The 25,013-nt window shown below is 62.7% G+C and carries 24 protein-coding genes; 10 read left to right on the plus strand and 14 right to left on the minus strand.

All coding sequences use genetic code 11. The annotated features are described in order from the left end of the window. Positions 1–5: 5 nt before the first annotated feature. From PCS43_RS04300 to PCS43_RS04310, 3 genes are all read right to left on the minus strand, one after another. Complete coding sequence (locus PCS43_RS04300) at positions 6–743, minus strand: sulfite exporter TauE/SafE family protein (protein ID WP_003945554.1); 738 nt, start codon at positions 741–743, stop codon at positions 6–8. Between the two features lie 30 nt (positions 744–773). Next, positions 774–2,453 (minus strand): NTF2-like N-terminal transpeptidase domain-containing protein, encoded by a 1,680-nt coding sequence (locus tag PCS43_RS04305; RefSeq protein WP_042452630.1) that lies wholly within the window; start codon positions 2,451–2,453, stop codon positions 774–776. A 107-nt stretch (positions 2,454–2,560) separates the two neighbouring features. Beyond that, complete coding sequence (locus PCS43_RS04310) at positions 2,561–4,378, minus strand: penicillin-binding transpeptidase domain-containing protein (protein WP_209911476.1); 1,818 nt, start codon at positions 4,376–4,378, stop codon at positions 2,561–2,563. Between the two features lie 96 nt (positions 4,379–4,474). Here PCS43_RS04310 and PCS43_RS04315 point away from each other — a divergent pair, with 96 nt between their 5' ends. The 4 genes from PCS43_RS04315 to PCS43_RS04330 all read left to right on the plus strand — a co-directional run bounded on the left by PCS43_RS04315 (position 4,475) and on the right by PCS43_RS04330 (position 8,352). Further along, positions 4,475–5,029: a hypothetical protein gene (locus PCS43_RS04315; RefSeq protein ID WP_003945732.1), complete on the plus strand. Its 555-nt coding sequence runs from the start codon at positions 4,475–4,477 to the stop codon at positions 5,027–5,029. 218 nt (positions 5,030–5,247) lie between these two features. Next, positions 5,248–6,849 (plus strand): ABC-F family ATP-binding cassette domain-containing protein, encoded by a 1,602-nt coding sequence (locus tag PCS43_RS04320; RefSeq protein WP_209911473.1) that lies wholly within the window; start codon positions 5,248–5,250, stop codon positions 6,847–6,849. 8 nt (positions 6,850–6,857) lie between these two features. Then, on the plus strand, positions 6,858–7,439 hold the full coding sequence (locus PCS43_RS04325) for a hypothetical protein (RefSeq protein WP_228401920.1): 582 nt from the start codon (positions 6,858–6,860) through the stop codon (positions 7,437–7,439). 142 nt (positions 7,440–7,581) lie between these two features. Beyond that, positions 7,582–8,352, plus strand: a complete 771-nt coding sequence (locus tag PCS43_RS04330) for an alpha/beta fold hydrolase (protein WP_007734461.1) — start codon at positions 7,582–7,584, stop codon at positions 8,350–8,352. Between the two features lie 18 nt (positions 8,353–8,370). Here the strand turns inward: PCS43_RS04330 and PCS43_RS04335 are convergent, their stop codons facing one another. Then, positions 8,371–10,449, minus strand: a complete 2,079-nt coding sequence (locus PCS43_RS04335; protein ID WP_080961080.1) for a heavy metal translocating P-type ATPase — start codon at positions 10,447–10,449, stop codon at positions 8,371–8,373. A 127-nt stretch (positions 10,450–10,576) separates the two neighbouring features. Then, the gene (locus PCS43_RS04340) at positions 10,577–11,227 is read right to left on the minus strand and encodes a DUF305 domain-containing protein (RefSeq protein ID WP_054188009.1); all 651 of its coding nucleotides are present in this window, start codon (positions 11,225–11,227) and stop codon (positions 10,577–10,579) included. Positions 11,228–11,443: 216 nt separating this feature from the next. On the opposite strand from PCS43_RS04340, the gene PCS43_RS04345 reads away from it, so the two are divergent. Both PCS43_RS04345 and PCS43_RS04350 read left to right on the plus strand, forming a co-directional pair. Then, entirely contained in the window at positions 11,444–12,157 is a 714-nt protein-coding gene (locus PCS43_RS04345) for a response regulator transcription factor (RefSeq protein ID WP_003945526.1), read from the plus strand. 11 nt (positions 12,158–12,168) lie between these two features. Further along, positions 12,169–13,260, plus strand: a complete 1,092-nt coding sequence (locus tag PCS43_RS04350) for a sensor histidine kinase (protein WP_245361538.1) — start codon at positions 12,169–12,171, stop codon at positions 13,258–13,260. On the opposite strand, the gene PCS43_RS04355 is transcribed toward PCS43_RS04350, so the two are convergent. Further along, entirely contained in the window at positions 13,244–13,534 is a 291-nt protein-coding gene (locus PCS43_RS04355) for a YiaA/YiaB family inner membrane protein (protein ID WP_003945505.1), read from the minus strand. The two genes, PCS43_RS04350 and PCS43_RS04355, sit on opposite strands and share 17 nt — an antisense overlap. A gap of 163 nt (positions 13,535–13,697) precedes the next feature. On the opposite strand from PCS43_RS04355, the gene PCS43_RS04360 reads away from it, so the two are divergent. Continuing rightward, positions 13,698–14,906, plus strand: a complete 1,209-nt coding sequence (locus PCS43_RS04360; protein ID WP_209911466.1) for a macrolide family glycosyltransferase — start codon at positions 13,698–13,700, stop codon at positions 14,904–14,906. Between the two features lie 6 nt (positions 14,907–14,912). Here PCS43_RS04360 and PCS43_RS04365 read toward each other — a convergent pair whose 3' ends face one another. Both PCS43_RS04365 and PCS43_RS04370 read right to left on the minus strand, forming a co-directional pair. Continuing rightward, positions 14,913–15,359, minus strand: a complete 447-nt coding sequence (locus PCS43_RS04365; protein ID WP_209911463.1) for a MarR family winged helix-turn-helix transcriptional regulator — start codon at positions 15,357–15,359, stop codon at positions 14,913–14,915. Positions 15,360–15,416: 57 nt separating this feature from the next. Continuing rightward, the gene (locus PCS43_RS04370) at positions 15,417–16,823 is read right to left on the minus strand and encodes an aminotransferase-like domain-containing protein (RefSeq protein ID WP_042452643.1); all 1,407 of its coding nucleotides are present in this window, start codon (positions 16,821–16,823) and stop codon (positions 15,417–15,419) included. Between the two features lie 138 nt (positions 16,824–16,961). Here PCS43_RS04370 and PCS43_RS04375 point away from each other — a divergent pair, with 138 nt between their 5' ends. Then, positions 16,962–18,182, plus strand: a complete 1,221-nt coding sequence (locus tag PCS43_RS04375; RefSeq protein WP_003945423.1) for a pyridoxal phosphate-dependent aminotransferase — start codon at positions 16,962–16,964, stop codon at positions 18,180–18,182. A 79-nt stretch (positions 18,183–18,261) separates the two neighbouring features. On the opposite strand, the gene purQ is transcribed toward PCS43_RS04375, so the two are convergent. Continuing rightward, complete coding sequence (gene purQ, locus PCS43_RS04380) at positions 18,262–18,939, minus strand: phosphoribosylformylglycinamidine synthase subunit PurQ (RefSeq protein WP_003945887.1); 678 nt, start codon at positions 18,937–18,939, stop codon at positions 18,262–18,264. Beyond that, entirely contained in the window at positions 18,936–19,175 is a 240-nt protein-coding gene (gene purS, locus PCS43_RS04385; protein ID WP_003945817.1) for a phosphoribosylformylglycinamidine synthase subunit PurS, read from the minus strand. The genes purQ and purS overlap by 4 nt, the downstream gene beginning before the upstream one ends. Before the next feature lie 165 nt (positions 19,176–19,340). On the opposite strand from purS, the gene PCS43_RS04390 reads away from it, so the two are divergent. After that, entirely contained in the window at positions 19,341–19,988 is a 648-nt protein-coding gene (locus PCS43_RS04390) for an MBL fold metallo-hydrolase (protein ID WP_007734446.1), read from the plus strand. Here the strand turns inward: PCS43_RS04390 and PCS43_RS04395 are convergent. From PCS43_RS04395 to PCS43_RS04410, 4 genes are all read right to left on the minus strand, one after another. Continuing rightward, positions 19,916–21,376, minus strand: a complete 1,461-nt coding sequence (locus PCS43_RS04395) for an Ig-like domain-containing protein (RefSeq protein ID WP_007734444.1) — start codon at positions 21,374–21,376, stop codon at positions 19,916–19,918. The genes PCS43_RS04390 and PCS43_RS04395 overlap by 73 nt on opposite strands. Positions 21,377–21,603: 227 nt before the next feature. Continuing rightward, a complete protein-coding gene (locus PCS43_RS04400; protein ID WP_007734443.1) occupies positions 21,604–22,308 on the minus strand; it encodes a DUF2334 domain-containing protein in 705 nt (234 codons plus the stop codon). Positions 22,309–22,402: 94 nt separating this feature from the next. Next, positions 22,403–22,900 carry a glutathione peroxidase gene (locus PCS43_RS04405; protein WP_003945816.1) on the minus strand — a complete coding sequence of 166 codons (498 nt, stop codon included), beginning with the start codon at positions 22,898–22,900 and terminating at the stop codon, positions 22,403–22,405. Between the two features lie 47 nt (positions 22,901–22,947). Further along, positions 22,948–23,886, minus strand: coding sequence for an ABC transporter substrate-binding protein (locus PCS43_RS04410; protein WP_007734442.1), 939 nt, complete (start codon positions 23,884–23,886; stop codon positions 22,948–22,950). A gap of 277 nt (positions 23,887–24,163) precedes the next feature. On the opposite strand from PCS43_RS04410, the gene PCS43_RS04415 reads away from it, so the two are divergent. Next, the gene (locus PCS43_RS04415) at positions 24,164–24,988 is read left to right on the plus strand and encodes a sucrase ferredoxin (protein ID WP_230691616.1); all 825 of its coding nucleotides are present in this window, start codon (positions 24,164–24,166) and stop codon (positions 24,986–24,988) included. The last annotated feature ends 25 nt before the right edge of the window (positions 24,989–25,013 follow it).

The raw sequence follows: 25,013 nt of genomic DNA on the forward strand, positions 1-25,013 counted from the left end.
CGGGCTCACTTCACCCACAACCACAGAGCCAACACGAATCCCGCTATCGCTACTGCCACACGCAGTACCGATGGCGGGATTTTCTTGACGACGGGCGGGCCACACCAACCTCCGGCCAACGCGCCGAGCGCCATCGCCAACGCGGCCACCCAATGCACCTGTCCGGAGAAGGCGAAGATGAGTGCAGCCACAAGATTGGCGATGCCGAGAAAGAAACTCTTCAGGATCGTTGCACGCCACACCGTTTCGGAAGTGAGGATGAGCGTCGCAGCCAGGAAGATGACGCCGGCACCGGCACCGAAATAGCCGCCGTATACCGCGACGGCGAACAGTGCTGCGGAGTAGATTCCGGGGCGGTCACCGCCGCCGGACAACTCACGAATCTTCGGTTGCAGCAGCAGCGCGAGCGAGGCGAACACGACCATCGCCGGCACAACGGATTCAAACGAACCTTCCGGTGCCAGCCACAGTATGAGGGCACCGATGATGCCACCGGCCGCCGAATAGAGAGACCAGCGAACAAGTTTCGGACCGGTATCGGCAACTTCACGGGACGAGTTCGCCAACGCTCCGACGCCGACGGCCACCAACGCGACGGTATTGGTCATGTTCGCGCTGACCGGTGAGAGCCCGACACTCAGCAGCGCCGGATAAGAAACGATCGATGCAAGACCGGTGACAAAACCGACTAGACCGCTGAAGAATCCCGCTACGACGAGGAAAAGGAAATCGAGCAGGTTCACGAACCAGGAATCTACTCGCGGTGCCCGGTACTACTTGTCGGCAGGCTTGCCGAGTTCCTGGAAGAGCTTGTCCGTCATCTGCATTGCTCGATCGCCGCCGTCGGCGTCTGCGACGAACACTGCGAACGCGAAGTCTCCGCGTGATCCGTAGAACCAGCGATCGTCACCGCTCGCTGCACCGGCCGCCATCATGTCCGGGTACCCAGCCAGTCCGCCGGCGCCTCGCATGGCGTCACGCAGACGATTGTTGACGTCGCCGGGCAATGCCGTCGGCGTGACGTCGGCGGTAGCCGGTTGTCCGAAGACCATCATCGGCATCGGGGCACTGCCGCGGGCAATCGATGCCGCGAGCATCGCCATTCCGAACGGAGTTACCGTCGGTGCGCTCGCGTCGTTGGACGTCTTGTTGGCCATGACGTTGTTCATCGCCTGGTCCACGCCGGGGCGGTTCGCGGCAAGCACTGCTGTCTGCTGTTCGAGTCCCTGAATGTGGAAGCCGTTGCCGAGTCCGAGTTGCTGCCCGGTGTCGGCCAACTGTTCGGGTGACACAGATCCGGGGTCGACGCCGTTCTGCATCGACGATGCGAGACGGACCAGATCGAGGGCGCCGCCGGCCGGGCGCAACCCGGTGAAGGCGATCGGGCCCTGTTCGATGGCCTGATTGTTCTGTGCGGCAGCCAGAATGGCGCCGTCCGACGGGCGGATCGCGACGATGGCCGCAGGAGTACCTGCACTGACGACAGCTTCGATCGCGGCGAGTTGAGCGTGCGAATCGAGGGTCGCGGCGACGTCGGGGCCGGGAGGTCCCTGGAAGCCGGCTTGCTTGATCGGGAATCCGTTGGGCTCGACCAGATTGACCGCCCAGCCGGCGGTGGCGTCGCGATTGGCCTGCCACACGGTCCGCAGTGGGTCCAGCAACGGCGAGTTGATGCGACGGTCGGAGGCGATCAGCTTGGGTGTCTTGACCACGACGACACCGGGGATCGCAAAATCGCTTTCCAGGTAGGCGTAGTCGGGATCGCGGAGCAGTACGGCGGTGACGGGCTTGCCGGGGTTTGCGGCGAGGTCGGCCAACATCGACTCCGAAGTGACCAACGGTGCGACAGGTTCGAGCACCGTGGCGAGGCGACGAGTGGTGTCGACGGGGTCCGGCATGGTGGCCGGGTCGAGAGTGATCGCGTTGATGGTCTGCTCGTTCATGAGCAGGGTGCCGGTGCTGTCGACTACCTTCGGCGGCGCTGCGTCCGTGCGGGTGTACGAAACGGTGCGACCGTTGCCGAGGTCGGGGACGAGGACCGACGGGTCCCAGGACACACGCCAGCCGACCGACAGATCACGAACCTCACCCTGCGACTGGTAGCTCCAGTCCTTGCCTTCGCCGAAGTTCCAGGACGCGTCGAGTGTAAAGAGTCCGGAGTCGCTACCCAGATCCATGACCTGAGCGACGTCGAAGTCGGTGGACTTGGCGGCCAGTCCGTCGAACATCTGCTGGATCGACGGCCGCGCCGCGTTGGGGTACGACGTGAGCGCCGCGGCAGCTTCGGCGTCGTGGTTGTTGAGGGCGGTGACGAAGTCCTCCACCACCGAGGCGGCGTCGGATTTCTTCTCCCCACCGATGACACACGACGCGAGCGCCACTGTCAGAACGACAGCAGTTATCGACGCAACGACATATTTTCCACGACGGTTGTGCTGTCCTCCGGGCCCCATGCATGTAACTCTTTACTTCTGTCACACGAGTAACAAGCACGGGATGCCTACGAACGTGTCACGGTTGAGCTACGACGGTGTGATCCAACTGCAACGGAAAACAGGTTTCAGCGCAGAAAAGTGCCCGCTACCTGCACTGCAGGCGAAGAGCTGTCCGCACCCGCGATGAATACCGCAAATGCGAGGTCTCCCTTGATTCCGACAAACCACCCATGTGCCGGGCCACCCTCGGTTTCGGCCGTGCCGGTCTTGCCGAGAAGCCCCGGAATGTCCTGCAACGACGTCGCCGTACCGCCTGTGACGGTCTCGCGCATCATCACCCGCAACTGTTCGGTCACCTCCGCGGGAGCCGGTACAACGGTCTGATCTGCCACGCCGGGCTGTCCCTTGACCAACATCGGCGCGGGTGTCGTTCCGTTGGCGATCGAGGCCGCCACGAGAGCCATCCCGAAGGGCGTGGCGGTCACCGTGCCCTGTCCGATCGCGGACTCGACGCGTTCGGCGGGGGTGTTCGCGTCAGGGACGTTGCCCGTCACCGTCGTGAGTCCGGGGGTGACGTAGTCGACGCCGAGCCCGAACTGCAGCGCCGCCTTGTGCAAAGCATCGGCGGGCAGACCGACGGCCATCCTCGCCATTGTGGTGTTGCACGACTTCGCGAACGCGGTGTGCAGCGGAACCGATCCGAGGTCGAACTCGTCGTCGTTGGGAATCTGACGGCCCTCGATGTTCTCGGTACCCGGGCACGGCAGAACGGTGTCCGGTGTAGCGACACCGGCTTGCAGGGCCGCGGACGTCGTCACGGTCTTGAACGTCGAACCCGGTGGGTACAGGCCGGTCAGAGCGATCGGGCCCTGTGCGTCGGCGGGGGCGTTCTGGGCCACCGCCAACACCGCTCCGGTCGACGGCTGCAGCGCAACGATCGCCGCCTGTTGTGTCACCCCGGCGAGCGCATTCTCGGCCGCGAGTTGCATCGGTCGGTCGATCGTTGTCGCGATGTTCGGAGCAACCGGCCCGTCTTGGCCGGCGACGGTGGTGACGGTTCCGTTCTGCTTCACCTGCTGTACCGCCCAGCCCGCGGACTTGTCCTGCCCCTCCTGCCACAGATCGGACAACCCACTGAAAGTCGGCGACGCCAGAGTTTTGTCCACCGAGAGCAACCGAGCCTGCGGCGCCAAGCTCACTCCGGGAATCGCCGCCAACCTCTCCTCGATCGGTGCAAGATCCTCGGCCCGCAAAGTGATTGCGGTGACCGGCTTCCCACTTGCCGACGCAAGATCGCCGCTCAGCGATGCCGCCGTGATCGTCGGTGCGACGGGCGAGAGAAGGGCCGCCACGGCTGCCGTGTCCACCGGGGGCACCGCGGCGGAATCGAGATTGACCAGCGTCACCACCTGCTGCTCCATGATCGGCTGGCCCGCCGCGTCCAGCACCGACGGCGGAGCACCGGTGGTGGGTGTGTAGCGCAAGGTCGTCGAGGAGGTCAGATCCGGAGCCAACAGCGCCGGGTCCCACTGAATCAGCCAGTTGTCCCCGCTTTTCGACGCGTTTCCCTGCGTCGAGTAGTTCCAGTCCTGACCTTCACCGAACTTCCACGCCGCATCGAGTGTGAACTTCCCCGCAGAATCACCGGACTCGGTGGCGTCGGAGACGGTGAATGTTCCCTCGTCCTTGCCCAGCCCGTCGATCAGAGCCGAAATCGCAGTCGACGCCGCCGCCGGATCGGTGGTCAGGGCTGCCGCCGCTTGCACGTCATCGGACGTGAGCGCGGAGGCGAACTCCTCTGCCACTGATTTCGGCTGGTCAGGGCCAGAACTGCAGGCAACTACCGATCCTGCGGCCAATACCCCCAGAGCCACGGCAGCCACGGGACGACGGAAAGTTCGGAAGCTCTGACGAGCGTGTGAAAGGCGCACGACTCCGATCATGCCCGAATTTGTGGCGCCAGTTCGACTATCGGTGTAATCATGTAATCAGTGCAATAAATGCACGCCACACTCCACCAGCTCTCCGAGGAGAACGCCATGAAGAACTCACAAAACTCCGGCGACCGCAGGTTCGGCCGTCCCGGAGGTTGGCAACAGGCGTCGGTTCCCGACGCGAGTGATGCGTCCGACTGGTTTGCCGGTCGACTTCCAGATGACTGGTTCACCGGAACGGCCGACGTCCAGGTCGACCGCGAAGAAATCGTCGTGATCGGTGAACTCCCTGCAGTCGACGGTGGCGAGGCCGCCGCGGACGGAAGGATCTCACGCTTTCGCGAAACCACGCGCGCCGACCGGATGCGCATCGCCGACGAGGCCGAGGCTCGCTACGGGCGCAAGGTCGCCTGGGGTGTACGTCTGGACGAAAAGACCGTCCTGTTCACACATCTCGCAGTTCCGGTGATGACACGACTACGTCAGCCCGAACGCAAGGTTCTCGACACCTTGGTGGACGCGGGAGTTGCTCGCTCCCGAGCGGACGCTCTCATGTGGACAGTCCGGTTGGCGGGCAAGCACAGCGAACAATGGCTCACCGAACTCCGCGAAGCGATGTCGAAGGTCGACGACCTCCGATCCGAGGGTCCGAAAATCTGACGGCCCGAAAATCTGAGCACCGAACACCGACGAGACCGACAGCACAGAATAATTCGATTGCACGGGACCGTTCGAGTGTTCTAACCTGGAACACGAATCATTCCCGACAGAACAGGAAACGGGCCGTTGCTCCTCTAGAGGTTCATCACGCGAAGGCACTCGCACCCATCAGCACTTGCTGAGCCGGGCGCACAGTCCAAGCACCCTCTGGAGTACTCATGACCCAATCCCATCTTTCTCTGTCGCTCTCGGATCTCACCTTCATCTGGCCGGACGGCGAATCAGTCTTTTCCCACACCAATTTTGTATTCCCCAGTGGCCGTGTCGGTCTCGTGGGACTCAACGGATCGGGAAAGTCGACTCTGCTGCGGTTGATCGCGGGAGAGCTCTCACCGGAATCCGGATCCGTGACCGCTTCCGGCGAGGTCGGCTACCTCCGTCAGGACATCACACTCGATCCGAGCGTTCGGGTGGATGACATCCTCGGTATCCACGAACTCCGAAACGCATTGCACCGCATCGAAACCGGCGACGGCTCCGAATCCGACTTTGCGCTCGTGGACAACAACTGGGATATCGAGGAGAGCGCCCTCTCCACCTTGCATCGACTCGGCCTCGAGAAGGTGGTTCCGGATACCGCAGCATTGAGCCGAACTGTCGGCACCCTCTCCGGCGGAGAGACCGTCTTACTCGGCTTGACCGCAACGCTGCTGAAGAATCCACAGGTACTTCTCCTGGACGAGCCGACCAACAACCTGGATCGCGACGCTCGATCACGAGTTCATGCTGCAGTCCAACAGTTTCCGGGAACCGTGCTGATCGTCAGCCACGACCGGGAACTGCTCGACACCGCGGAGTACACGATCGAACTACGTCGGGGGGATCTACGCGTGTTCGGCGGCAACTACTCGCACTACCAGGAGGTCGTGACCGCTGAGCAGGAAAACGCACTCGCCACCGTTCGCGACGCCAAGGCCGATCTGGCAAAGCAGAGCCGCGAGCTGATCGACGCTCGAACGAAACTGGACCGGCGTAAGCGCTATGGGCAGAAGATGTTCGAGAACAAGCGGATGCCGCCGATCATTGCGCAGACACGAAAACGTCAGGCCCAAGTTTCAGCGGGAAAGCTGGCCCTCAACCATATCGGGAAGGTGGACGAGGCCAAGTCTGTCCTGTCGGAGGCAGAGGAACTCCTTCGAGGCGATCGCGAGATTCGTCTGGATCTGCCTGCTACAGAGGTTCATCCGGGGCAGCAGGTTGCGCGGCTCGACGAGGTGACGTTGCAGAGCGGCCAAGTGGTATCGCTCCAGATCACCGGACCGGAGCGGATTGCGATAGTGGGACGCAACGGAATCGGCAAGACGACGTTGCTCGATGCACTCGCCGCGTCGACTCCGTTCGTAGCCTCTCGTGCGCTCCCCCAACGTCTCGACGTGTTCGACGAGGACCTCTCGGTGGCGGACAACGTCGCTTTGGCCGCGCCACACGCGACAGCCGAGGCAATTCGTGGGCAGTTGGCACGGTTCCTTTTCCGGGGAACGGATTCCGACGTATCGGCATCTGCGCTCTCCGGCGGTGAACGATTGCGCGCGGCGCTAGCGACGATCCTTCTGGCCGAACCCGCGCCCCAGCTGCTTCTTCTCGACGAGCCGACAAACAACCTGGACTTACCGAGTCTCGCTCACCTCACGCAGGCACTTTCCGATTTCCGCGGTGCCATGGTGGTGGTGAGTCACGATCTGCCGTTTCTGCGCGACATCGGCATAACGCGGTGGATCAGCATGGACGAGACTGGTATTCGAGACATCGATCCCGAGTAGGCCGACGGTTGACGCTATCGGTGCTCGACGGTCTGGCCTACCGTGGGGCGATGTGCCTTCACCTCGACGCAACCGCCGCGCTGTCGCTCGCAGGTTGGGTTCGCGAAGAACCTACTCGATCGGCCTCTGCCCCAGTTCCGCAACCACTGGTCGGCGGTTGTGACCAACTCGTAGTGTGGGCGAGTTCGTTCTCCGTACTTGCCAGTTCCGACGACCAGGTGTGGTTTCTCTCGGCGGAGAACTATGCCGGTGGCGTTGGCGTCAGCGATGAGGCGTTTCCCTGGAATGCGTTCCGGCACGAGAGCCTGGCGGTCGCTTCCGGGCCGGCGGAGCGCGCGGCGATCAACGCCTTCTGGTCCACTCACCTCCCGGTCCTGCTGTCGGTGCGCAATGGGTACGAGTACTTGGCGCTCGCACCCGACGGTCAGGTTGTCCGTGGAGGAGAGCCGGAGTTCGAGGAGGTCACCATCGTCGCCGCTGATTTCGAGGCTCTGATTCGGGGCATAGCCGCAGGCGTCAGCACTGCAGACCCCTCAACCGATGCATTGCTTGGAACAGTGGGTACTGCCCCGCCGGGCAGTGACCGGTAGCTCTGAGGGAGGCCGAGTTGACGGCCCGACTGTTCGTGAGAGTCCACGCCATCCGTCGAATGGGTCCGGACGACTACTCGAGTTCACGTGCGTAGCAACTGGCACCCATACTGGACGGGTGTTGCACGACGTGAGAAATCCGGTGGACGGTGCGCGGATCACCTATCAGATCGTGGGCGATGGCCCACCCCTGTTGATGGTGCACGGCACAGCGTTGTCGCGCTCCATCTGGCGTGGCTTCGGGTACGTCAAGGCACTTCAGGAGCAATATCGTCTGATCCTCGTCGACATGCGGGGTCACGGACGCAGTGACAAACCACACGACTCCGATTCGTATGCAATGGATCTGGTGGTCGGCGATCTCCTGGAGATCCTCGACACGGAGTCTCCGTTCGAACCGGCACACGTCCTCGGATACTCGTTCGGCGGACGCTCGGTGATGTCGCTGACAGTCGAGCACTCCGAACGGGTGCGATCGCTGACCGTCGGAGGCGGTAGCAGCCGACCGATGACGGGCGCGTTCGACGCATTGTTCTTCCCGGGTTGCATCGACGTACTCGAAAGCGGCGGTATCGAGGGATTTCTGACCGGTTGGGGCGTGAGGCGCGGCAAACCGGTGGATCCTCAGACTGCGACTGCCTTCCGAATCAATGATGCCATCGCGCTCGCTGCCTACATGCGCCGCGCAGAGAAGGAGCACGGCATCGACGACGCCGTGCTGCAACGGATCACCACACCGGCGTTGTTGTTCGTCGGATCGAGAGATCGCGAGCGCCTGCCGGATACCGAGCATCTCGCGTCGCTGATCCCGGACAGTGCCTTGACTGTGATCGAAGGGGCTGACCACGCAAGCGCAGTCGCAGACTCCGATGCTGTACTGCGTGCGCTCGTTCCGTTCCTGAGCCGACAGTAGTCCGCCTTCAACCTCTCGCTACTGCGATGTGAGCACTCTCGACTCCAACGCGGTCACCGGTGGTTGCCGCAAGTCCAAGCGCCTCAACAACTGGGCATTCGCGGCAACGACCACAGTGGATACCGACATCAGGATTGCTCCGACCTCCATCGGCAGCACGAACCCGACGGGCGCCAGTACTCCCGCAGCGAGAGGAACCGAGATCGCGTTGTATCCCGCTGCCCACCAAAGGTTCTGAACCATCTTCCGGTAGGTGGCGCGGGAGAGCTCGATGACCGAGCTCACCGAACGCGGATCATCGCTGGCCAGAACAACTCCCGCCGACGCGATCGCCACGTCGGTTCCGGCACCGATCGCGATGCCCACATCCGCCTGGGCGAGTGCCGGCGCATCGTTGACCCCGTCACCGACCATCGCCACGCGGTGGCCCGCAGCCTGAAGCCGAGATACCTGCGCTCCCTTGTCCTGCGGAAGCACTTCGGCGAAAACTTCGTCGATCCCGAGCCTGCGAGCCACCGAATGGGCCACGGCCTCCGCGTCTCCGGTGACCATGGCCACCCGCACACCGCGAGCATGGAGGGCGTCGACGGCCAATGCTGATTCCGGGCGAATCTCGTCGGCCAATGCCAATGCGCCGATTACCTTCTCGTCACGCACTACATGCAGGACGGTCGACCCGTCACTGAGCCACTCTTCGGTCCCCGGGATCGCGGTGGCCCCGACCGATCGCAGCATCCCCGGTCCGCCGACACCGACGCGTGCACCGGCGACGTCCGCAGCAACCCCGATCCCGTTGTGCGCCTGAAAGTCGGAACCCGAAGTGAATTCGAGCGACAACTCCCGCGCCGCCGCGACGACGGCGCGCCCGAGTGGATGTTCGCTGTCGAACTCGACGGCAGCCGCTGCGCTGAGAACTTCGTCGTCGGAATACCCGTCGACACCGCGTACACCGACCACTGCGGGCTCCCCCTTGGTGAGAGTGCCGGTCTTGTCGAAGAGAACGGTGTCTACGTTACGCATCGCTTCGAGGGCCATGCGGTCGGTGATCAAGATCCCAGCCCGAGCCGCCCGTTCCGTCGCGATCGAGACGACCAGTGGAATCGCCAACCCGAGCGCGTGCGGGCAGGCGATCACCAGAACGGTGATCGTCCGGGTGACTGCGCTCTCCGGGGTGCCCCAGATACTCCAGGCGATCGCGGTCAGCACTGCCGCGCCCAGTGCGTACCAGAACAGCAGAGCAGCGGCCTTGTCCGCCAACACCTGCGCGCGACTCGACGAGTTCTGGGCTTGCTCGACCAGGCGCCGGATACCGGCGAGCGCGGTGTCTTCTCCCACGGCGGTGACTCGAAGCCGAAGTGCCGAGTCGGTGGCTACCGTGCCGGCCACCACCTGATCTCCGACAGTCCGGCGGACGGTCTTCGACTCGCCTGTAATCATGGATTCGTCCATGTCGGCGCTTCCCTCGACCACCGTTCCGTCCGAGGGAACACGGGCGCCGGGACGAACTATCACCAGGTCGCCGGTCGCCAGAGCTGCGGTGGGCACGGTTTCCACCGATTCCCCCACCACCCGTTCTGCCTCGTCGGGCAGCAAAGCGGCAAGTGAATCCAAGGCGCTCGATGTCTGACTGAGCGAACGCATCTCGATCCAGTGGCCCAACAACATGATCACGATCAGAAGCGCGAGCTCCCACCAGAAATCGAGAGTGTGATCCACCCAGTGCAGACTCGCAGCCCATGACGCGAAGAAGGCCACGGTGATCGCGAGCGCGATCAACAGCATCATTCCCGGCTGCCGAGAACGGATTTCGGCAACAGCGCCGGTGAGGAACGGCTTACCACCCCAGAAGTACATCACCGTGCCGAGTACCGGTGAGATCCATTCCACCAGAGAGTTTTCCGGCAGTGTGTACCCGACCAGATCAGCGAACATCGCGTCTGCCGCAACGACCGGAACCGCGATGACCAGCATGACTGCAAACAACGTCCGGAACTGTGCGACGTGATCCCCGTGACCACCGTGTGCCCCATGCTCCATCTGGCCATGGCTCATCTCGCTATGGTCCATCTGACTATGGTCCATCTGGCCATGGTCCATCTGACTGTGATCCATGTGGCGGTCATCCCCTCGCGTGTGATTGCAGCACAGCACCGGTCAAGCCATCAGCCTCGAACGTATGCCCAGGTAGCCACCCGAGCAAGGTCACGCGGCCAAGGCCTCCTGTTCAACTCCCCTTCAACATCGCTTCCATCTGAGTGATTTCCGCCTGCTGACCGGCAATGATCGCTTCTGCCATCTTCTCCGCCGACGGGTCGAGCCCGTTGTCGAGTTCGGTCTGGGACATGGTGATGGCACCCTTGTGGTGCTCGATCATCATCGTCAGCCACAACTTGTCGAACTCCGCGCCACTGGCATCGGTGAGGGCGGTCATGTCGTCGGCCGACATCATTCCCGGCATCTCGGCCATCCCGACGCCGTGTCCCGCGTGCGCCGACTCATCCATGCCCTCCATCGAACTCGACGAAGGCTCGGGGCGTCCCCACTCCGTCAACAATTCGGTCATCTGAGCCATCTCCGGGCCTTGCGCTGCCTCTATCTGCGCTGCAAGAGAGAGAAGTTCGGCATTGTCGGTTCGACCGTCGACCATCCTGGCCATGTCCAATGCCTGCGCGTGATGCGGGTACATCCCTTCGAGAAACTCGATGTCGGCGGCATTGACACCCGCAGGAATCTCCGACTGCGCTGCAACACTGGTTGTTTCGGAAGAATGGTTGATGCTCTCCCCGGAGTTGTCCGAGCATCCGGCAATCAACAGTGCTGCCGCTGCCACAACCGGAACGAACCGCGCGGCGCTCTTCCTGACCGTCAAAGACATGTTTTCACTCCCGAGAATAGATTCTGTTCGATATGCACTGCACCACAATTGATTTGACAAGAATGCTGCAAATGCACAGTTGCCACGTTACCGGCGAAAATCCACCGCGAAGCCCGATAACCGGCTCGAACAGGCTTCCTTCATCGAATCTTCACAGTCGAGTGGAAACCACCACGCGCCAGCAATGCAGACACGCAGTCGACTAACCTCGGTCTGATGAGCGCCGAACTACGACCTGGCGAGGAACCGGGGCGCGTTCTTGTCGTCGACGACGAGACTGCCCTCGCCAAGGTTGTCGCCAACTATCTGACACGCGAAGGATTCACCGTGCGCCTCGCCCACGACGGGCCGAGCGCAGTACGTTCGGTGCGCGAATTCGAGCCCGCGCTGATCGTGCTCGACCTGATGCTCCCGGGCTTCGACGGTCTGGAAGTCTGCCGGCGGATCCGTACGTTTTCCGACGCGTACGTCCTGATGCTCTCCGCCCGCGGTGACGAGTCGGACAAGGTGACCGGACTGGCAGCTGGCGCAGATGACTACGTGGTCAAACCCTTCGGCCCCCGCGAGTTGGTTGCGCGAGTGAAAGCACTGCTCAGACGGCCACGTGCGTCGAGCATGCTGCCGGAAGCGCTGCCGACGCCTCCCGGTCTCGACATCGACGTCCTCGCCCGCACCGTGCATGTCGACAACCGCCCGGTCGATCTCACACCCACCGAGTTCGCGTTGCTCTCCGCCCTCGCTACCCGACCTGACGCCGCCTGGAGTCGAGCAGACATCATCGCCTCGGTGTGGGGGTCGCCCTGGTTCGGGGACCAACACATCGTCGATGTCCATGTCCGTGCATTACGCCGCAAACTCGGCGACGACGCGACCGATCCTCGGTTCATCAGAACCGTCAGGGGCGTCGGATACTCCCTGAGGTCGTCATGAACGAGGTCGTCATGAAGAAACTCGGGCTACGCGGAAAACTGCTGCTGGCGCAGCTTGTCGTCCTGTTCGTCTCCTGCCTCGCCATCGCCGCAGTCGCCATTGCCGTCGCTGCCCCGCTCTTTCACAACCACCTCATGATGGCCGGCATCGAAGACTCGAATGTCCGTACCCACACCGAAGAGGCATTCGCTCAGACCATGACCATTGCACTGTTGTGCGGGATCGCGGTCGCACTGGTGGGCGCAAGCATCGCCGCGGTCTACATCGTCCGACGCATCACGGCCCCGATCTCAACGCTGGCGGAGGCGGCTCAAAGCGTCGCAGACGGGAACTTCGACGTGACTATCGGCAGGTCCGACGTAGATGCCGATTTCACGCGTCTCGAAACTGCCTTTGCCGACATGGCGGCACGCCTTGATCATTCGGATCGGGTCCGCAAACGCCTGCTTGCCGATCTTGCCCACGAATTACGCACTCCGGTATCGACTTTGGCTGCGTACGTGGACGGCATCGAGGATGGCGTCCTCCCCACGGACAACTCTTCATGGTCGGCCATGCGCGATCAACTCGAAAGACTGCGTCGGCTCTCTTGCGATCTGGCGGACGTCTCCGCGGCCGACGAACACGCTCTCGAACTCGATCGCCGAGATGAGAAGATCGACGACATCGTTTGCAGCGCAACGGCAGCAGCGGCGCCACGTTTCGCCGAGCGTGGAGTCGAATTGACGACCGCTCTGTCTCCGCAACCGATCACGGCCGAGGTCGATCGCCAACGAATCGAACAGATCCTCGCCAATCTGCTCGAAAACGCGTTGCGGCACACGCCGAGCGGAGGTTCGGTGACGGTGACACTCGCACGGGAAGGTGACCACCTCTCGGTGTCCGTCACCGACACCGGTGACGGAATTCCCGCAGACCAACTCGAATCAGTCTTCGACCGTTTCCATCGCGGTGATCGATCCGACGGTTCCGGTTTGGGGCTCACGATTGCGCGCAGCCTCGCGCTCGCACACGGCGGCGATCTGTCGGCGCTCCGAAACGAGCAACCTCTCGGCAGCACGCTGATCCTCACCTTGCCGACAGGTTTCAGGCTGCCGCTTTGAACGGATCGTGCTCGGCGATCAGCTTCTCGAGTCGAGCCTCGTCCACTCGAACCCTGACTGTGGATGCCTCCTGCTGATCACGAATCACCTTTGCCAACGTGAACGTACTGGTGACCAAGAACAGCAAGGACATTCCGAGAAATCCGCGTTGCCACGCATCGATCGGAAGATACGCAATTCCGAGGAGGGTGCCGACAAAACTGACGGCAAAGGCTATTCCGGCCTGAAGATAGAAGGCTGCAGTGGTCTTCGAGGGTGTTGTCGGTGTGCTCATGCTTCGAAGTCTGCTCGCCCATCCCGGCACTCGGATGCGTAGTCCTACTCGAGTGCGCACGGTACTTCCCCGGCAAAAATCAGATGCCGTTACCCATGCTGGTGGATAGTCTCGGTCCGGTATCCGGAGTTGTTCCAGAACAGTCAGACGGCAGGAGTGATCGATGACCCGCAGACATATAGCCATGGTGAGCATTCCGGCACCGGGCCACGTCAATCCGAGCCTGGCGATCATCGCGCGTCTCGTCGCCGCCGGTCACCGCGTCACCTATGCCAACGACGAGTCGATGCGTGAGATCATCGAGGCGACCGGGGCCGAATTCGCACCGTACGTCTCCACGCTGCCCAGCCTCGTCCCTTCTCCCGACGGCGCCGAACCCGAGAAGAGCTGGGACGGGGATCTGATCGATCAGTTGACGATTTTCCAGGACGATTACGAGTCGATGCTGCCGCAGCTACGCCGAATCTACGAAGACGATCGCCCTGACCTCTTTCTCTACGACATCGCCGGCATTCCGGCACGAATACTGGCTCAGCAGTGGGGCGTTCCCATCATCCAGTTGTCGCCGACGTACGTTGCCTGGGACGGTTACGAAGCCGACGCCGCACCGATGTACGACGAAATTCGTTCCGATCCGAGAGGCGTCGACCTGCTCGATCGGGAGACCCGGTTCTTCCGCGCCGAAGGCGTCGAGGTCGATCCACGTGAGTTCACCGGACGCCCACCCCGTGCCATCGTGCTGATCGCAGAATCGATGCAGCCCAACGCCGAACGCGTGAACCGCGACGTCTACACGTTCGTCGGCCCCGCACTCGAACCGAGCAGTCAACCTTGGGTGAACCCGGATCCCGAACGCAAGCTCTTGTTGATCTCGCTGGGTTCAGCATTCACCGATCATCCGGATTTCTACCGCACCTGCGTCGAGGCTTTCGGCCAGATGGACGGCTGGCACGTCGTCCTCCAGATCGGAAAGCAGGTGCAGATCTCAGATCTCGGACCATTGCCCGACAACGTCGAAATACACCGTTGGGTACCGCAGTTCGCGATTCTGCAGCAGGCCGACGCGTTCGTGACCCACGCGGGTATGGGCGGATCCAGCGAGGGACTTGTGACCGGGACACCCATGATCGCAGTGCCGCAAGCCGTCGATCAGTTCGGCAACGCCGACTCGCTCGTCGACGCCGGTGTCGCAGTACGCGTCGACAGCGCTTCCGTCACGGCAGTAGAGCTTCGTGAGGCGCTGACTCTGGTGAGCGCCGACGAGTTCCGCCGACGCAGCGCGGAGTTGGCAGAAGAACTCGCAGCGGCGGGCGGTGTGTCCCGTGCCGTCGAATTGATCGAAGCCGCTCTACCCGGCAGCGGGCCCGGATAATGTCTGCTACCAGTGCCAGGCGTCGCCGCCCACGTTCTTGATGGTTCGCTGCAGCACAGTGATGGTGGTGACAAACTCCTCTTCGGTGATTCCCTGCATCCGCTCTTCCTGCAGCATCTGCTGTACCCGCGCGGCGCGATCGAACTGCTCGAAGCCCGCATCAGTCGGGCGAAGGACAGACCCGTCTTCGCGCGCCCACCCCAGTTCGAGGGCAGAGTCGACGGCGTCATCGATCACGTCGGTGGATTCGTTCGGACCGATCGTCCGCAAGAGGACAGCACGCTCCACCCCTTCAGGGTGCAGCGAAAGTTGGTGCAGGACCCACCACCCCGGCTGGGTGACGCCGATCGCTTCGAGTGCTCCGCGCGTGCGCGTGCGAATCGCTTCACCGGCTCGCGCGGTCCAGAATCCGATCGGCTGGTTGGCCGGTGGCTGCATCGCTTGTTTGTTCATGCACACGACGATAAAACCTCAACGGAAGTTCAGGTCAACCACCAGCGAGGTGAAGTTCTACATATGTTGCGTGATTGCTCTGCCGATAATGCGGGCGGCGTCGGGGAACTCACCCGGGTTCGGTCCGGCGTAGTTGAGCCGCAAGAACTTTCCAGTCGGTTCTGCCGGGAACCAATCGTCACCGGCCCCGACGATGACGCCGGCCGACCGGCAGTCCTGCACCACGCGTTCGACGTTCGTGGTGTCCGGGAGCCGAAGCCAGAGGTTGAGTCCGCCTTTCGGTACGGCATCGAGGTGAGCGTCCGGCGCGTGCTCGCGCAGACTCGAGACGAGGAGGTCGCGTCTGGCCTCGAGTTGGTGACGAAGCCTGCGCAAGTGCGTTCGCCAGGCCGGTTGGGTCACGACGTCGAGCGCTACCGCTTGCAGCATCCCGCTGACGTACATCGAATCTGCCTGTGTATCAGCCAGAATCCGCTCGTACGCCGGACCCCGAGCGATCAATCCGGCAACTCGCACCGATGGGGACACGCTCTTGGTCAGCGCACGAAGGTAGACGACGTGACCGCTGTCGTCTCGTGCAGCGATGGGGCTGGGATCTGCGGTGATTCCGAAGTCGAGCGCCGAACTGTCCTCGATGAGGAATGCGCCGTGCCGACGGACGGTGTCGAGAACCTTGTCAGCCAACGACGGCGACCACAGCGCTCCGGTCGGACTCGCGAAGCTCGGTTGTGCGTAGAACGCACGGGCACCGGTCTGTTCGAATGCACGCGAAAGCTCTTCAGGATCAGGACCGTTGGCGCCGCTGGAAATCGGAATGACCGTGACTCCAGCCTGTGCGGCGGCCAGGATCGCTCCCCAGTAGGTCGGCGATTCCATGAGCAACGGACGTCCCTCCCCCACCAACGCGCGAAAGGACGTCGCAAGCCCACCCTGACTGCCGGGAAGTACAACCACGTCGTTCGGCCCCGGCGGAGTGATCCCGGCAGGAGTGGCGGAACCCAATTCGGAGGCAAACCAGGACTGCAGTTCCGGAAGCCCGGCAGCGAGGGGCCGATTGAACACGGCGTCGGTTCGCGTCGCCCTGGTGAAGGCTGCACGAACCAGACCTTCCGGCAACAGCTCTCGGGCCGGATAGCCGGAATGCAGCGCGATCACGTCGTTGGAGGTGGACTGCAGCGCCATGGGCAACTGCAGACGATAGTTCGGCGATCCGAGCGCCGCTGTCTGCCACCCGTAGTCGTTGGGTCGCACGACGCGCGCCGCGCGCACGAAGGTCCCCACACCGGGACGAGCCTCCACAACCCCCTGAGATACCAGTGTTCGCAGCGCCTTCTGCACGGTGACCGGACTCGCCCCGTGCAGGCTGACGAGCGACCGAGTGGACGGAAGCTTCGCGCCTGGAGGAGCCGTCGCGATCCACTCACGCAAGGCTGCGACAATCCTCGAACTGCTATCATTGGACATGTCGAATCATAGTAGCGCTACTCTTCTTTCGCCGCTAGCGCTATCGCGAATCAATGTCCGTTTCCAGACCGAACCCTGAGGCGCCCTTCTCATCTGAAACACAACTCACCCACCCGAACCGGAGAGGTACGTAACCGCGTGAACACACCCATCGATCAGGCCCGCAAGCTCGAGAATGTCAGGTACGACATCAGAGGGCGAATTCTCGACAAGACCGAAGAACTCGAGGATCAGGGACACACGATCCTGCGACTCAACGTCGGCAATCCGGCCCCCTTCGGGTTCGAAGCTCCGGACGAAATCATGATGGCCATGATCCGCAATCTCCCTACCGCGCAGGGATATTGCGATTCTCGCGGACTGTATTCGGCGCGCACTGCGGTGGTCCAGTACTACCAGACGCGGGGTATCACCGACGTCACCGTCGACGAGATCTATCTCGGAAACGGTGTGTCCGAACTGATCACCCTGACGATGCAGGCCCTCTGCAATCCAGAGGACGAGATCCTGATTCCCGCTCCCGACTATCCCTTGTGGACGGCTTCGGTTTCACTTGCCGGCGGCACGCCCGTCCACTACCTCACCGATGAAAGCCAAGGCTGGGCACCGGACTTCGACGATCTGGAAGCTCGGATCACGCCGCGCACCCGAGGGATTGTCGTCATCAATCCCAACAATCCGACGGGCGCCGTCTACTCGACGGAGGTGCTGCAACGCTTCGTGGATCTAGCGCGCAAACACGATCTGATGCTCTTCGCCGACGAGATCTACGAAAAGATCGTCTACGACGGCCGATCCATGACAAACCTTGCGACGATGACCGGGCGAGACGTTCTGTGTCTGACGTATTCGGGACTGTCCAAGGCCTACCGCGTGTGCGGATTCCGAGCCGGATGGCTGGCCATCACCGGACCACTCGAGCGGGCGTCGAGCTTCATCGAAGGCATCAAATTGCTGGCCAACATGCGAATGTGTGCCAACGTGCCGGCGCAGCACGCTATCCAGACTGCACTCGGCGGACGCCAGTCCATCGAGGACCTGTTGCTCCCACAAGGTCGGCTGACGGCCCAGCGCGATCTCGCACACACCACGCTCAACAGCATCGACGGGATCAGTTGCCAACAGGCCGACGGGGCGCTGTACCTGTTCCCCAAGCTCGACGTCGACAAGTTCGGCATCGTCGACGACGAGAGGTTCGTTCTCGATCTACTGGAATCGGAGAAGATTCTTGTCAGCCACGGTCGCGCGTTCAATTGGATCGAACCCGATCACTTCCGGTTGGTGACTCTCCCCAACACCGACGATCTCTCGACGGCACTCGAGCGACTCGGCAACTTCCTCAGTTCCTACAGCCAGTAGCCCTGGGTACCGGGCCCACATACGACTGAACGCCGACCGGATTTCCGGTCGGCGTTCAGTGGTGAAAATCAGCAGGCGATCAGGCAGTGACGATCGCGTCGAGGGCCGAGTAGAACAAGCCCAATCCGTCGTCACTGGGACCGGTGAGAGCCTCGGTGGCGTGCTCGGGGTGCGGCATCAAACCGACGACCCGGCCGTTGGCCGAGGAGATGCCGGCGATACGACGCTGCGAGCCGTTGGGGTTCTCCTCCGAGTAACGGAAGACGACGCGGCCTTCGCCCTCGAGTTCGTCGAGAACCTTCTCGGACGCCTGGAAGCGACCTTCACCCGACTTGAGGGGGATGAGGATCTGCGCGCCGGCCTCGTATCGCGAGGACCACGCCGTGTTGTTGGCTTCGACCGTCAACCACTCGTCGCGGCAGATGAAGTGCAGACCCTGGTTACGGGTCAGGGCACCGGGCAGCAAACCTGCTTCGCAGAGGATCTGGAAACCGTTGCAGATGCCCAGGACCGGCATGCCGCCCTTGGCTGCTTCCACGACCTTGCCCATCGCGGGAGCAAAACGTGCGATCGCGCCGCAACGAAGGTAATCGCCGTACGAGAATCCGCCGGGCACGATGACCGCGTCGACACCCTTGAGGTCTGCATCGCCGTGCCAGAGTTCGACAGCTTCACCGCCGGCCAGGTTCACTGCCCGCGCCGCGTCGATGTCGTCGAGCGTGCCGGGGAAAGTGATTACTCCGATACGTGCGCTCATGCCTCGACTCGCCTGACGGTCCAATCCTCGATCACCGTGTTGGCCAGCAGGCCTTCGGCGATCTTCTCGAGTTCGGCGTCTTCGACACTGCCGTCGATCTCCAACTCGAACCGCTTGCCCTGACGGACATCGGATACTCCTGCAAAGCCCAGGCGAGACAGTGCCCCGACAATTGCCTGTCCCTGGGGGTCGAGAATCTCGGCCTTGGGCATGACTTCGACGACGACACGGGCCACGTGCTGCTCCTCGGTACTAGTGCGCGAACCCGGAGTGAAACGCTCGGGTGATGGCCAGTTTACCGGGCGGACCCGAGATGGTTCGCATCGAGTGATCGGGGCGTGACGGCCACCACCTGTGAAACCCGCCTGCGAGTCCCTTCGGGGCGGCGCATACTCGAAATCATGCGACTGACACATTTTGGCCATTCCTGTGTGCTCGTGGAGTTGAACGGCTCGAAGATCCTCTTCGATCCCGGCAACTTCTCGCACGGATTCGAAGGCATCACCGGCCTCGACGCCATCCTCGTGACACATCAACACCCCGATCACGCCGACCCGGCGCGGCTGCCCGAACTGGCCGAAGCGAATCCTGACGCCGTGCTCTACAGCGATCCGCAGACGGCTGAAAAGCTCGGTGGGCGCTGGACCGGCGTCCGGCCGGGCGACCGGTTCAGCATCGGCGACGTCGAGGTGACCGGAACGGGCGGAGAGCACGCAATCATCCATCCGGACCTACCGATGATCGACAACACCGCGTTCCTCCTCGGTGACGCCACCAACCCGGCACGGTTCATGCATCCCGGCGATTCCCTCTACGTCCCCGAACAGAAGGTCGACGTTCTCGCCCTCCCCGCCGCCGCACCGTGGCTCAAGATCTCGGAGGCCATCGACTACCTCCGCGCGGTGGCGCCGCGCGTTGCGGTTCCCATTCATCAAGCGATCATCCGCGACGAGGCCGCAGGCATCTTCTACGGTCGCTACTCGGAAATGGCTGCCGACGGCACCGAGTTCCGAGTTCTCGACGAGGAGTCGAGCGTCGAAGTCGCCTGATTCGGTTCTGACGCACTCACATCGACGATGATCCAGCCGGTGCTCGTGCCACCGGCTGCGTCGGTGAGTGTGTAGAGAATCCTGTCGGTGCCTGCCTTCGTTCCGGCTTCGAACACCACTTCGCCGTTTTCGAGCTTCACGGTGCCACCGAGAAGTGACGTCGCCCCGACGCCGGTCACTTTGATCGAATCTCCGTTGCTGTCATGATCATTCGCGACGGCGTCGACGGTGACTGTGCCGCCTGAGCGGACCCGCGCGGTGTCGAGTGCGGCGTACGGTGGGATCGGGCTTGCCGTGTACCGACCGACGTCGTCGAGTCGAGCCGAGGCAACCTCCGCCGCATCGACGATGGCAGCGAATTCGGTGCCGTCGAAGCGCGAGAGGTCGTTACCGTTCATGATGGTCGATCCCTCGGCGCCGCCGCCGTGGTAGTCGTCGGCATAGAAGTTGTGGCCCAACTCGTGGCGGAGAACGCGGCTGAAGTTGCCGTCGGACTCGGCACCGACATGCGCGTAGCTGTGGTCGAGTTCGAACTTCGAGTAGTAGGCATTTCCGCCACCGGATGCGCACACGACGGTCGCCTGATCGACACTCGACCCGACCTGATCGGACCACAGATCTTCTAACTGCTCGAGATTTTCACAACTGCTCGAGTACGGATCGCCGGCGGAATCTGCCCGCAGGACAACTCGACCGAGGACCGGCCGAATCCCGACGTCTCTGATCCAGATGGCAGCGGTGCGGGCCATTGATTCCTCGGCCCGATCCAGAGCGACGGCGGCACTGCCTGCGCCGTGCGCGGAGTACCACTCGCCACTGAGGTCCAGTCCGACCACGAACTGCTTGACCGTCTTGCCGACCCTTGCGGCCGAGGCCGGCGCAATGGCCGCGGTGGGCCACTTGGGTTTTGCGTCGATCGGCGCCGTGCTGCGACCGACCACCTCGGATCCGACGAACTCTATCGAAACACCACGATCGAAAATCACCTGCCCGCGCAGTGTTCCGGCGGAGTCGACGATGGCCGAGACGATTGCGTCCGGACGCCCTTCCACGCTGCCGATGTACGAACGGGGCGCCGGGATCACCGCGTCGGTCAGCTCTCCGTCGCTGTCTTGCACAGCCATCGAGAACTCGGATCCCCGCAGGTTCATCTTGTGAAGGCGCAGTGTGAGTTGCTCACCTTCATCGTCGACGGTTGCGGTGCGGACGCCATCGCTCGATCCGCTCGATCCGCTCGACCCGCCGTCGACACTGCCCGTCGGCAGCGTGTGAACCGCGCCGGTCGGAGCGGCAGACGCGAGCGCCGGAACGAACGCAGCACAGACGACTGCGCCCACAGCCACGGCGACAAGACCCTCGGCCGACTTGGAGAACACTCTCGTGCGCATGGCGAGATCCCAATCCCATCTACTAGCGGCAGATTAACTGCACGCACTCTAGCAGTGGGAGAGCTGGCTGACCCAGCGCTCTAATTAATCGTCCGTTTTATGCGATTTTGACCCACTCTGCACTACTACCAGCAAGGAAGTGGAGAAACGCGAAGAGTCTGCCCGCTCGGACAACCCGGACAGACGACATAGTCTCGTAGCTATCAAATAGTTGCCAACTGCCGAATTCAGGCAGCGCCGAGCTCCTGAGACGGGGAGTTCCACCGATACACCTGCGAGTCGGCTTCGTGGAAGAGGGCAAGGTCGACGGCGTCGAGGACGGCCTGACGTGGGCCCTCGTTTCCCAACTGCTTGGCCGTGATCGACAATCTGACCAGTCCCCCACGTTTGGCGGCACGCCCGGCTCCGAGAACCAATGCGCGACACCACCACGGCTCGGCCTTGAAGCCTTCGCCGATCCCGAAAACCCTTCCCCGTTGCAAGGTTCCGCGGGTCAGATCATGTACTGCCCCGAGGCCTGCCATCGTGCGAAAGCCCGTCTCCGGCAACACCGACATGGCACCGGGCGATGCCACCCAGCGCGGCGGTGCGAACACCCGGGTCCGAAGGCCTGCATGCTCGAGAACGCGGTCCGCAGCGAGTAGTCGCAGTTTCGCTTCGTGCTTCGACAGAGTGGCGAACTCGGCTCGGCGACGCTTGGTCGCGGCCTGGTCGTAGCCGTGCAGAACGATGGCATCGCCGTGCTCGCGACGCTCACGCAGCCAAGCCGTCGTCACCGCGTCGTCGGCCAGTCGGTATTTGTCCTTCAGTCGCGGCGCCACCAGGAGCGACAAGCGGACACCTCGAGTGTCCATCTCGTCTGCGAATCCGGCAGCGAGATAACATGTCTCGTCTCTGATTCCGGATACCGACACGATCAGTTCTGCGGACATACTCCGATAGTGGCAGCTGTGGGTGAACAGCACACTGCCGCCGGATGATCATCCGGCGGCAGTTTTCAGCGCACCTACTGGTTCTTGGAAACCTCTAGTTCTTGGGAAGCGCAGCTTCGATCGCGGCGACAACCTCGGGTGCGTCAGGCTCGGTCCGCGGACGGAAGCGGTTGACGACGGTGCCGTCCGGTCCGATCAGGAACTTCTCGAAGTTCCACTGAATGTCTCCCGCAGCGCCTTCGGCGTCGGCCGCCTTGGTGAGCTCGGCGTACAGCGGATGCTGGTTTTCGCCGTTCACCTCGATCTTCTCGAGAAGCGGGAACGTGACGCCGTAGGTAGTGGAGCAGAACGTCTCGATCTCTTCGGCGGTACCCGGTTCCTGCCCCATGAACTGGTTGCACGGGATACCGATCACGGTCAGACCGCGATCGGCGTACTCGCTGGCCAGCTTCTCGAGCGCCGAGTACTGCGGGGTCAGTCCACACTTGGACGCGACGTTGACCACGAGGACGGCGCGGCCGTCGTATTCACCCAAAGAGGTGGGCACGCCACCGAGGGTGTTGATCGCGATGTTCTGTACTGGAGTTGTCATAGGCTCCAACTTAGCGACTCTCTCGCGCACTGCTCCTTCGCGCACTGCTAATTCGACGCTCCGAGAATGCGATCGAGGTCGTCCAGAACGGTGAGGCCGCCGAGCGGTCCGACGCCGGTGATCCAGTAGGACATGTCCACCAGATGCGGGTTCGGGAAGAATCCGGCGTTGTCTGCGACGGCCTTCGGCATCGTGCCGGCATCGGCCGGTTTCGCGGAGGTGACCAGGATGAGGTCGGCGTTGGCTCCGGAGACGAATTCCGGGGAGAGGTCGACGGAGATCGAGTTCTCCCAGTCGCGTGCGGGAATCGTGAGTCCAGCACATTCGAGAGTGCTTCCGGCAAACGACGTGGGTCCGTACAGCGTCAGAACGTCGTCGCGTGGGCGGATCAGCTGAGCGGTCTTGCCCTCGGTGCTGTGCTTGCTCGCCACTTCCTCGCAGCGTGCCGTGTAGTCACCGAGCAGTTCACCTGCCTGATCGGTCTTGTTCAACGCCTCTGCGACGAACTGGACGTTGTCCTGCCACGGATCGGTCTGAGTTGCCATGTAGACGGTCGGTGCGATGGCAGCGAGCTGCTCGTACATATCGCCGTGCCGCGATTCCGTTCCGATGATCAGGTCCGGGCTCAGTGCGACGATCTTCTCGAGGTTCGGTGCCGCGACGGTTCCGACCATCTCGATCTCCGCCGCTTTCTCACCGAGGTACGCCGGAACGCCGGTCGTCTCGCTGAGTACCGCGGTGCCCACGGGAATCACGCCGAGCGCTACCGACGTGTCGAGCTGAACCGGCTCGAGCACGACAACTCGCTGCGGATCCGTCGGTACGTCGGTAGTTCCGCGGGCGTGGGTGACCGCGTGCACGGTGTCGGCAGACTGACTGCCTGTATCCGTCTTGTCGTCACTGCCACACGCCGTTGTCGTTGCCACTATGGCGGCGAGGACAAAACCACCCAGCACGCACTTCGTCCGCGAGTTACTGCGTTTCATTCACAAACTCCTGTTACCGACTGCTTCCGACCGTCACAGCCACGTGCATTCACCGCGGCTGAGCAAAGGATTCACCATCCAATAGTCTGGTGAGCCTAACCTACGAGACTGGAGCCTCATCATGTCTTCCCTCCCCCGCCACAGCGACGGTGTCCTGGGGAAAGGATCTATGCAGTGCCTTTCGGAATTTGTCGCCAATCCGCAAACCAGTCGACGCCCTCACGCCTGTACACGGCAGTCGTCGACCGCCGGCGAACCTATGGTCGGTCGCGCCGGAATGACACATCTGTGGGTATTGATCGAGCATCCCGGCCCCTGGCCGGCGTCCGCCCCTGACGACGTTCTCCCCGTCGCGCTCACCGAAAAGATCTACGCAGCGCAGGGCCGTATCCGTGTCGTGGTGATCCGGCGGACCCGCAACCGCCGGGTGCTCACCCCGACGTGTGTACTCGCCTGGACGGACGGCACACGCCAATGGATGCGGGAAGGGGCGGTCGACCGATACGAGGACCTGTCGGTACTGCCGTTCGAATCGATGGCCACCGGAGCGGAACCCGACTTCGGCCGCTCCCGCACGGAACCGCTCTTCGCAGTCTGCACGCATGGAAAGAAGGATGCGTGCTGCGCGGAACTCGGCCGCCCGGTCGTTTCGGCGCTGAACGCGGCACAGATCGCAGATGTGTGGGAATGCAGTCACATCGGCGGAGATCGTTTCGCGGCCAACATGATTGCGTGGCCTGCCGCAGTCTATTTCAGCCGACTGGACGGCAACTCCGCAATCGATGCTGCCGAAAAATACCTAGCCGGAGAATTGGAGCTGCTGCACCTGCGCGGCCGGGCGGCACTGTCACAGGCCGCTCAGGCAGCCGAACATGCTGTCCGACGCGCCACCGACATCGTCGCCACGGACGCACTCGAGAGCATCAGCGAGAGTGTCGACGGAGAACACACGACTGTCGATCTTCGGTTGGAGGGGAGAGACTTTCGCGTCGTCGTTCGCTCCGGTCCTCCAGGGCTGCCGTTCCGACATGATTGTGGTGCCGGAGGGACCGTCGAATGGAGCGGATGGACCGTCGAGCACGTTCGCGAGCAACCCCACTGACCACTCGATTTCGACAAGAGTGCCC

The sequence above is a fragment of the Rhodococcus sp. C-2 genome (genome assembly GCF_027854095.1).
Classification (GTDB): domain Bacteria; phylum Actinomycetota; class Actinomycetes; order Mycobacteriales; family Mycobacteriaceae; genus Rhodococcus_F; species Rhodococcus_F qingshengii.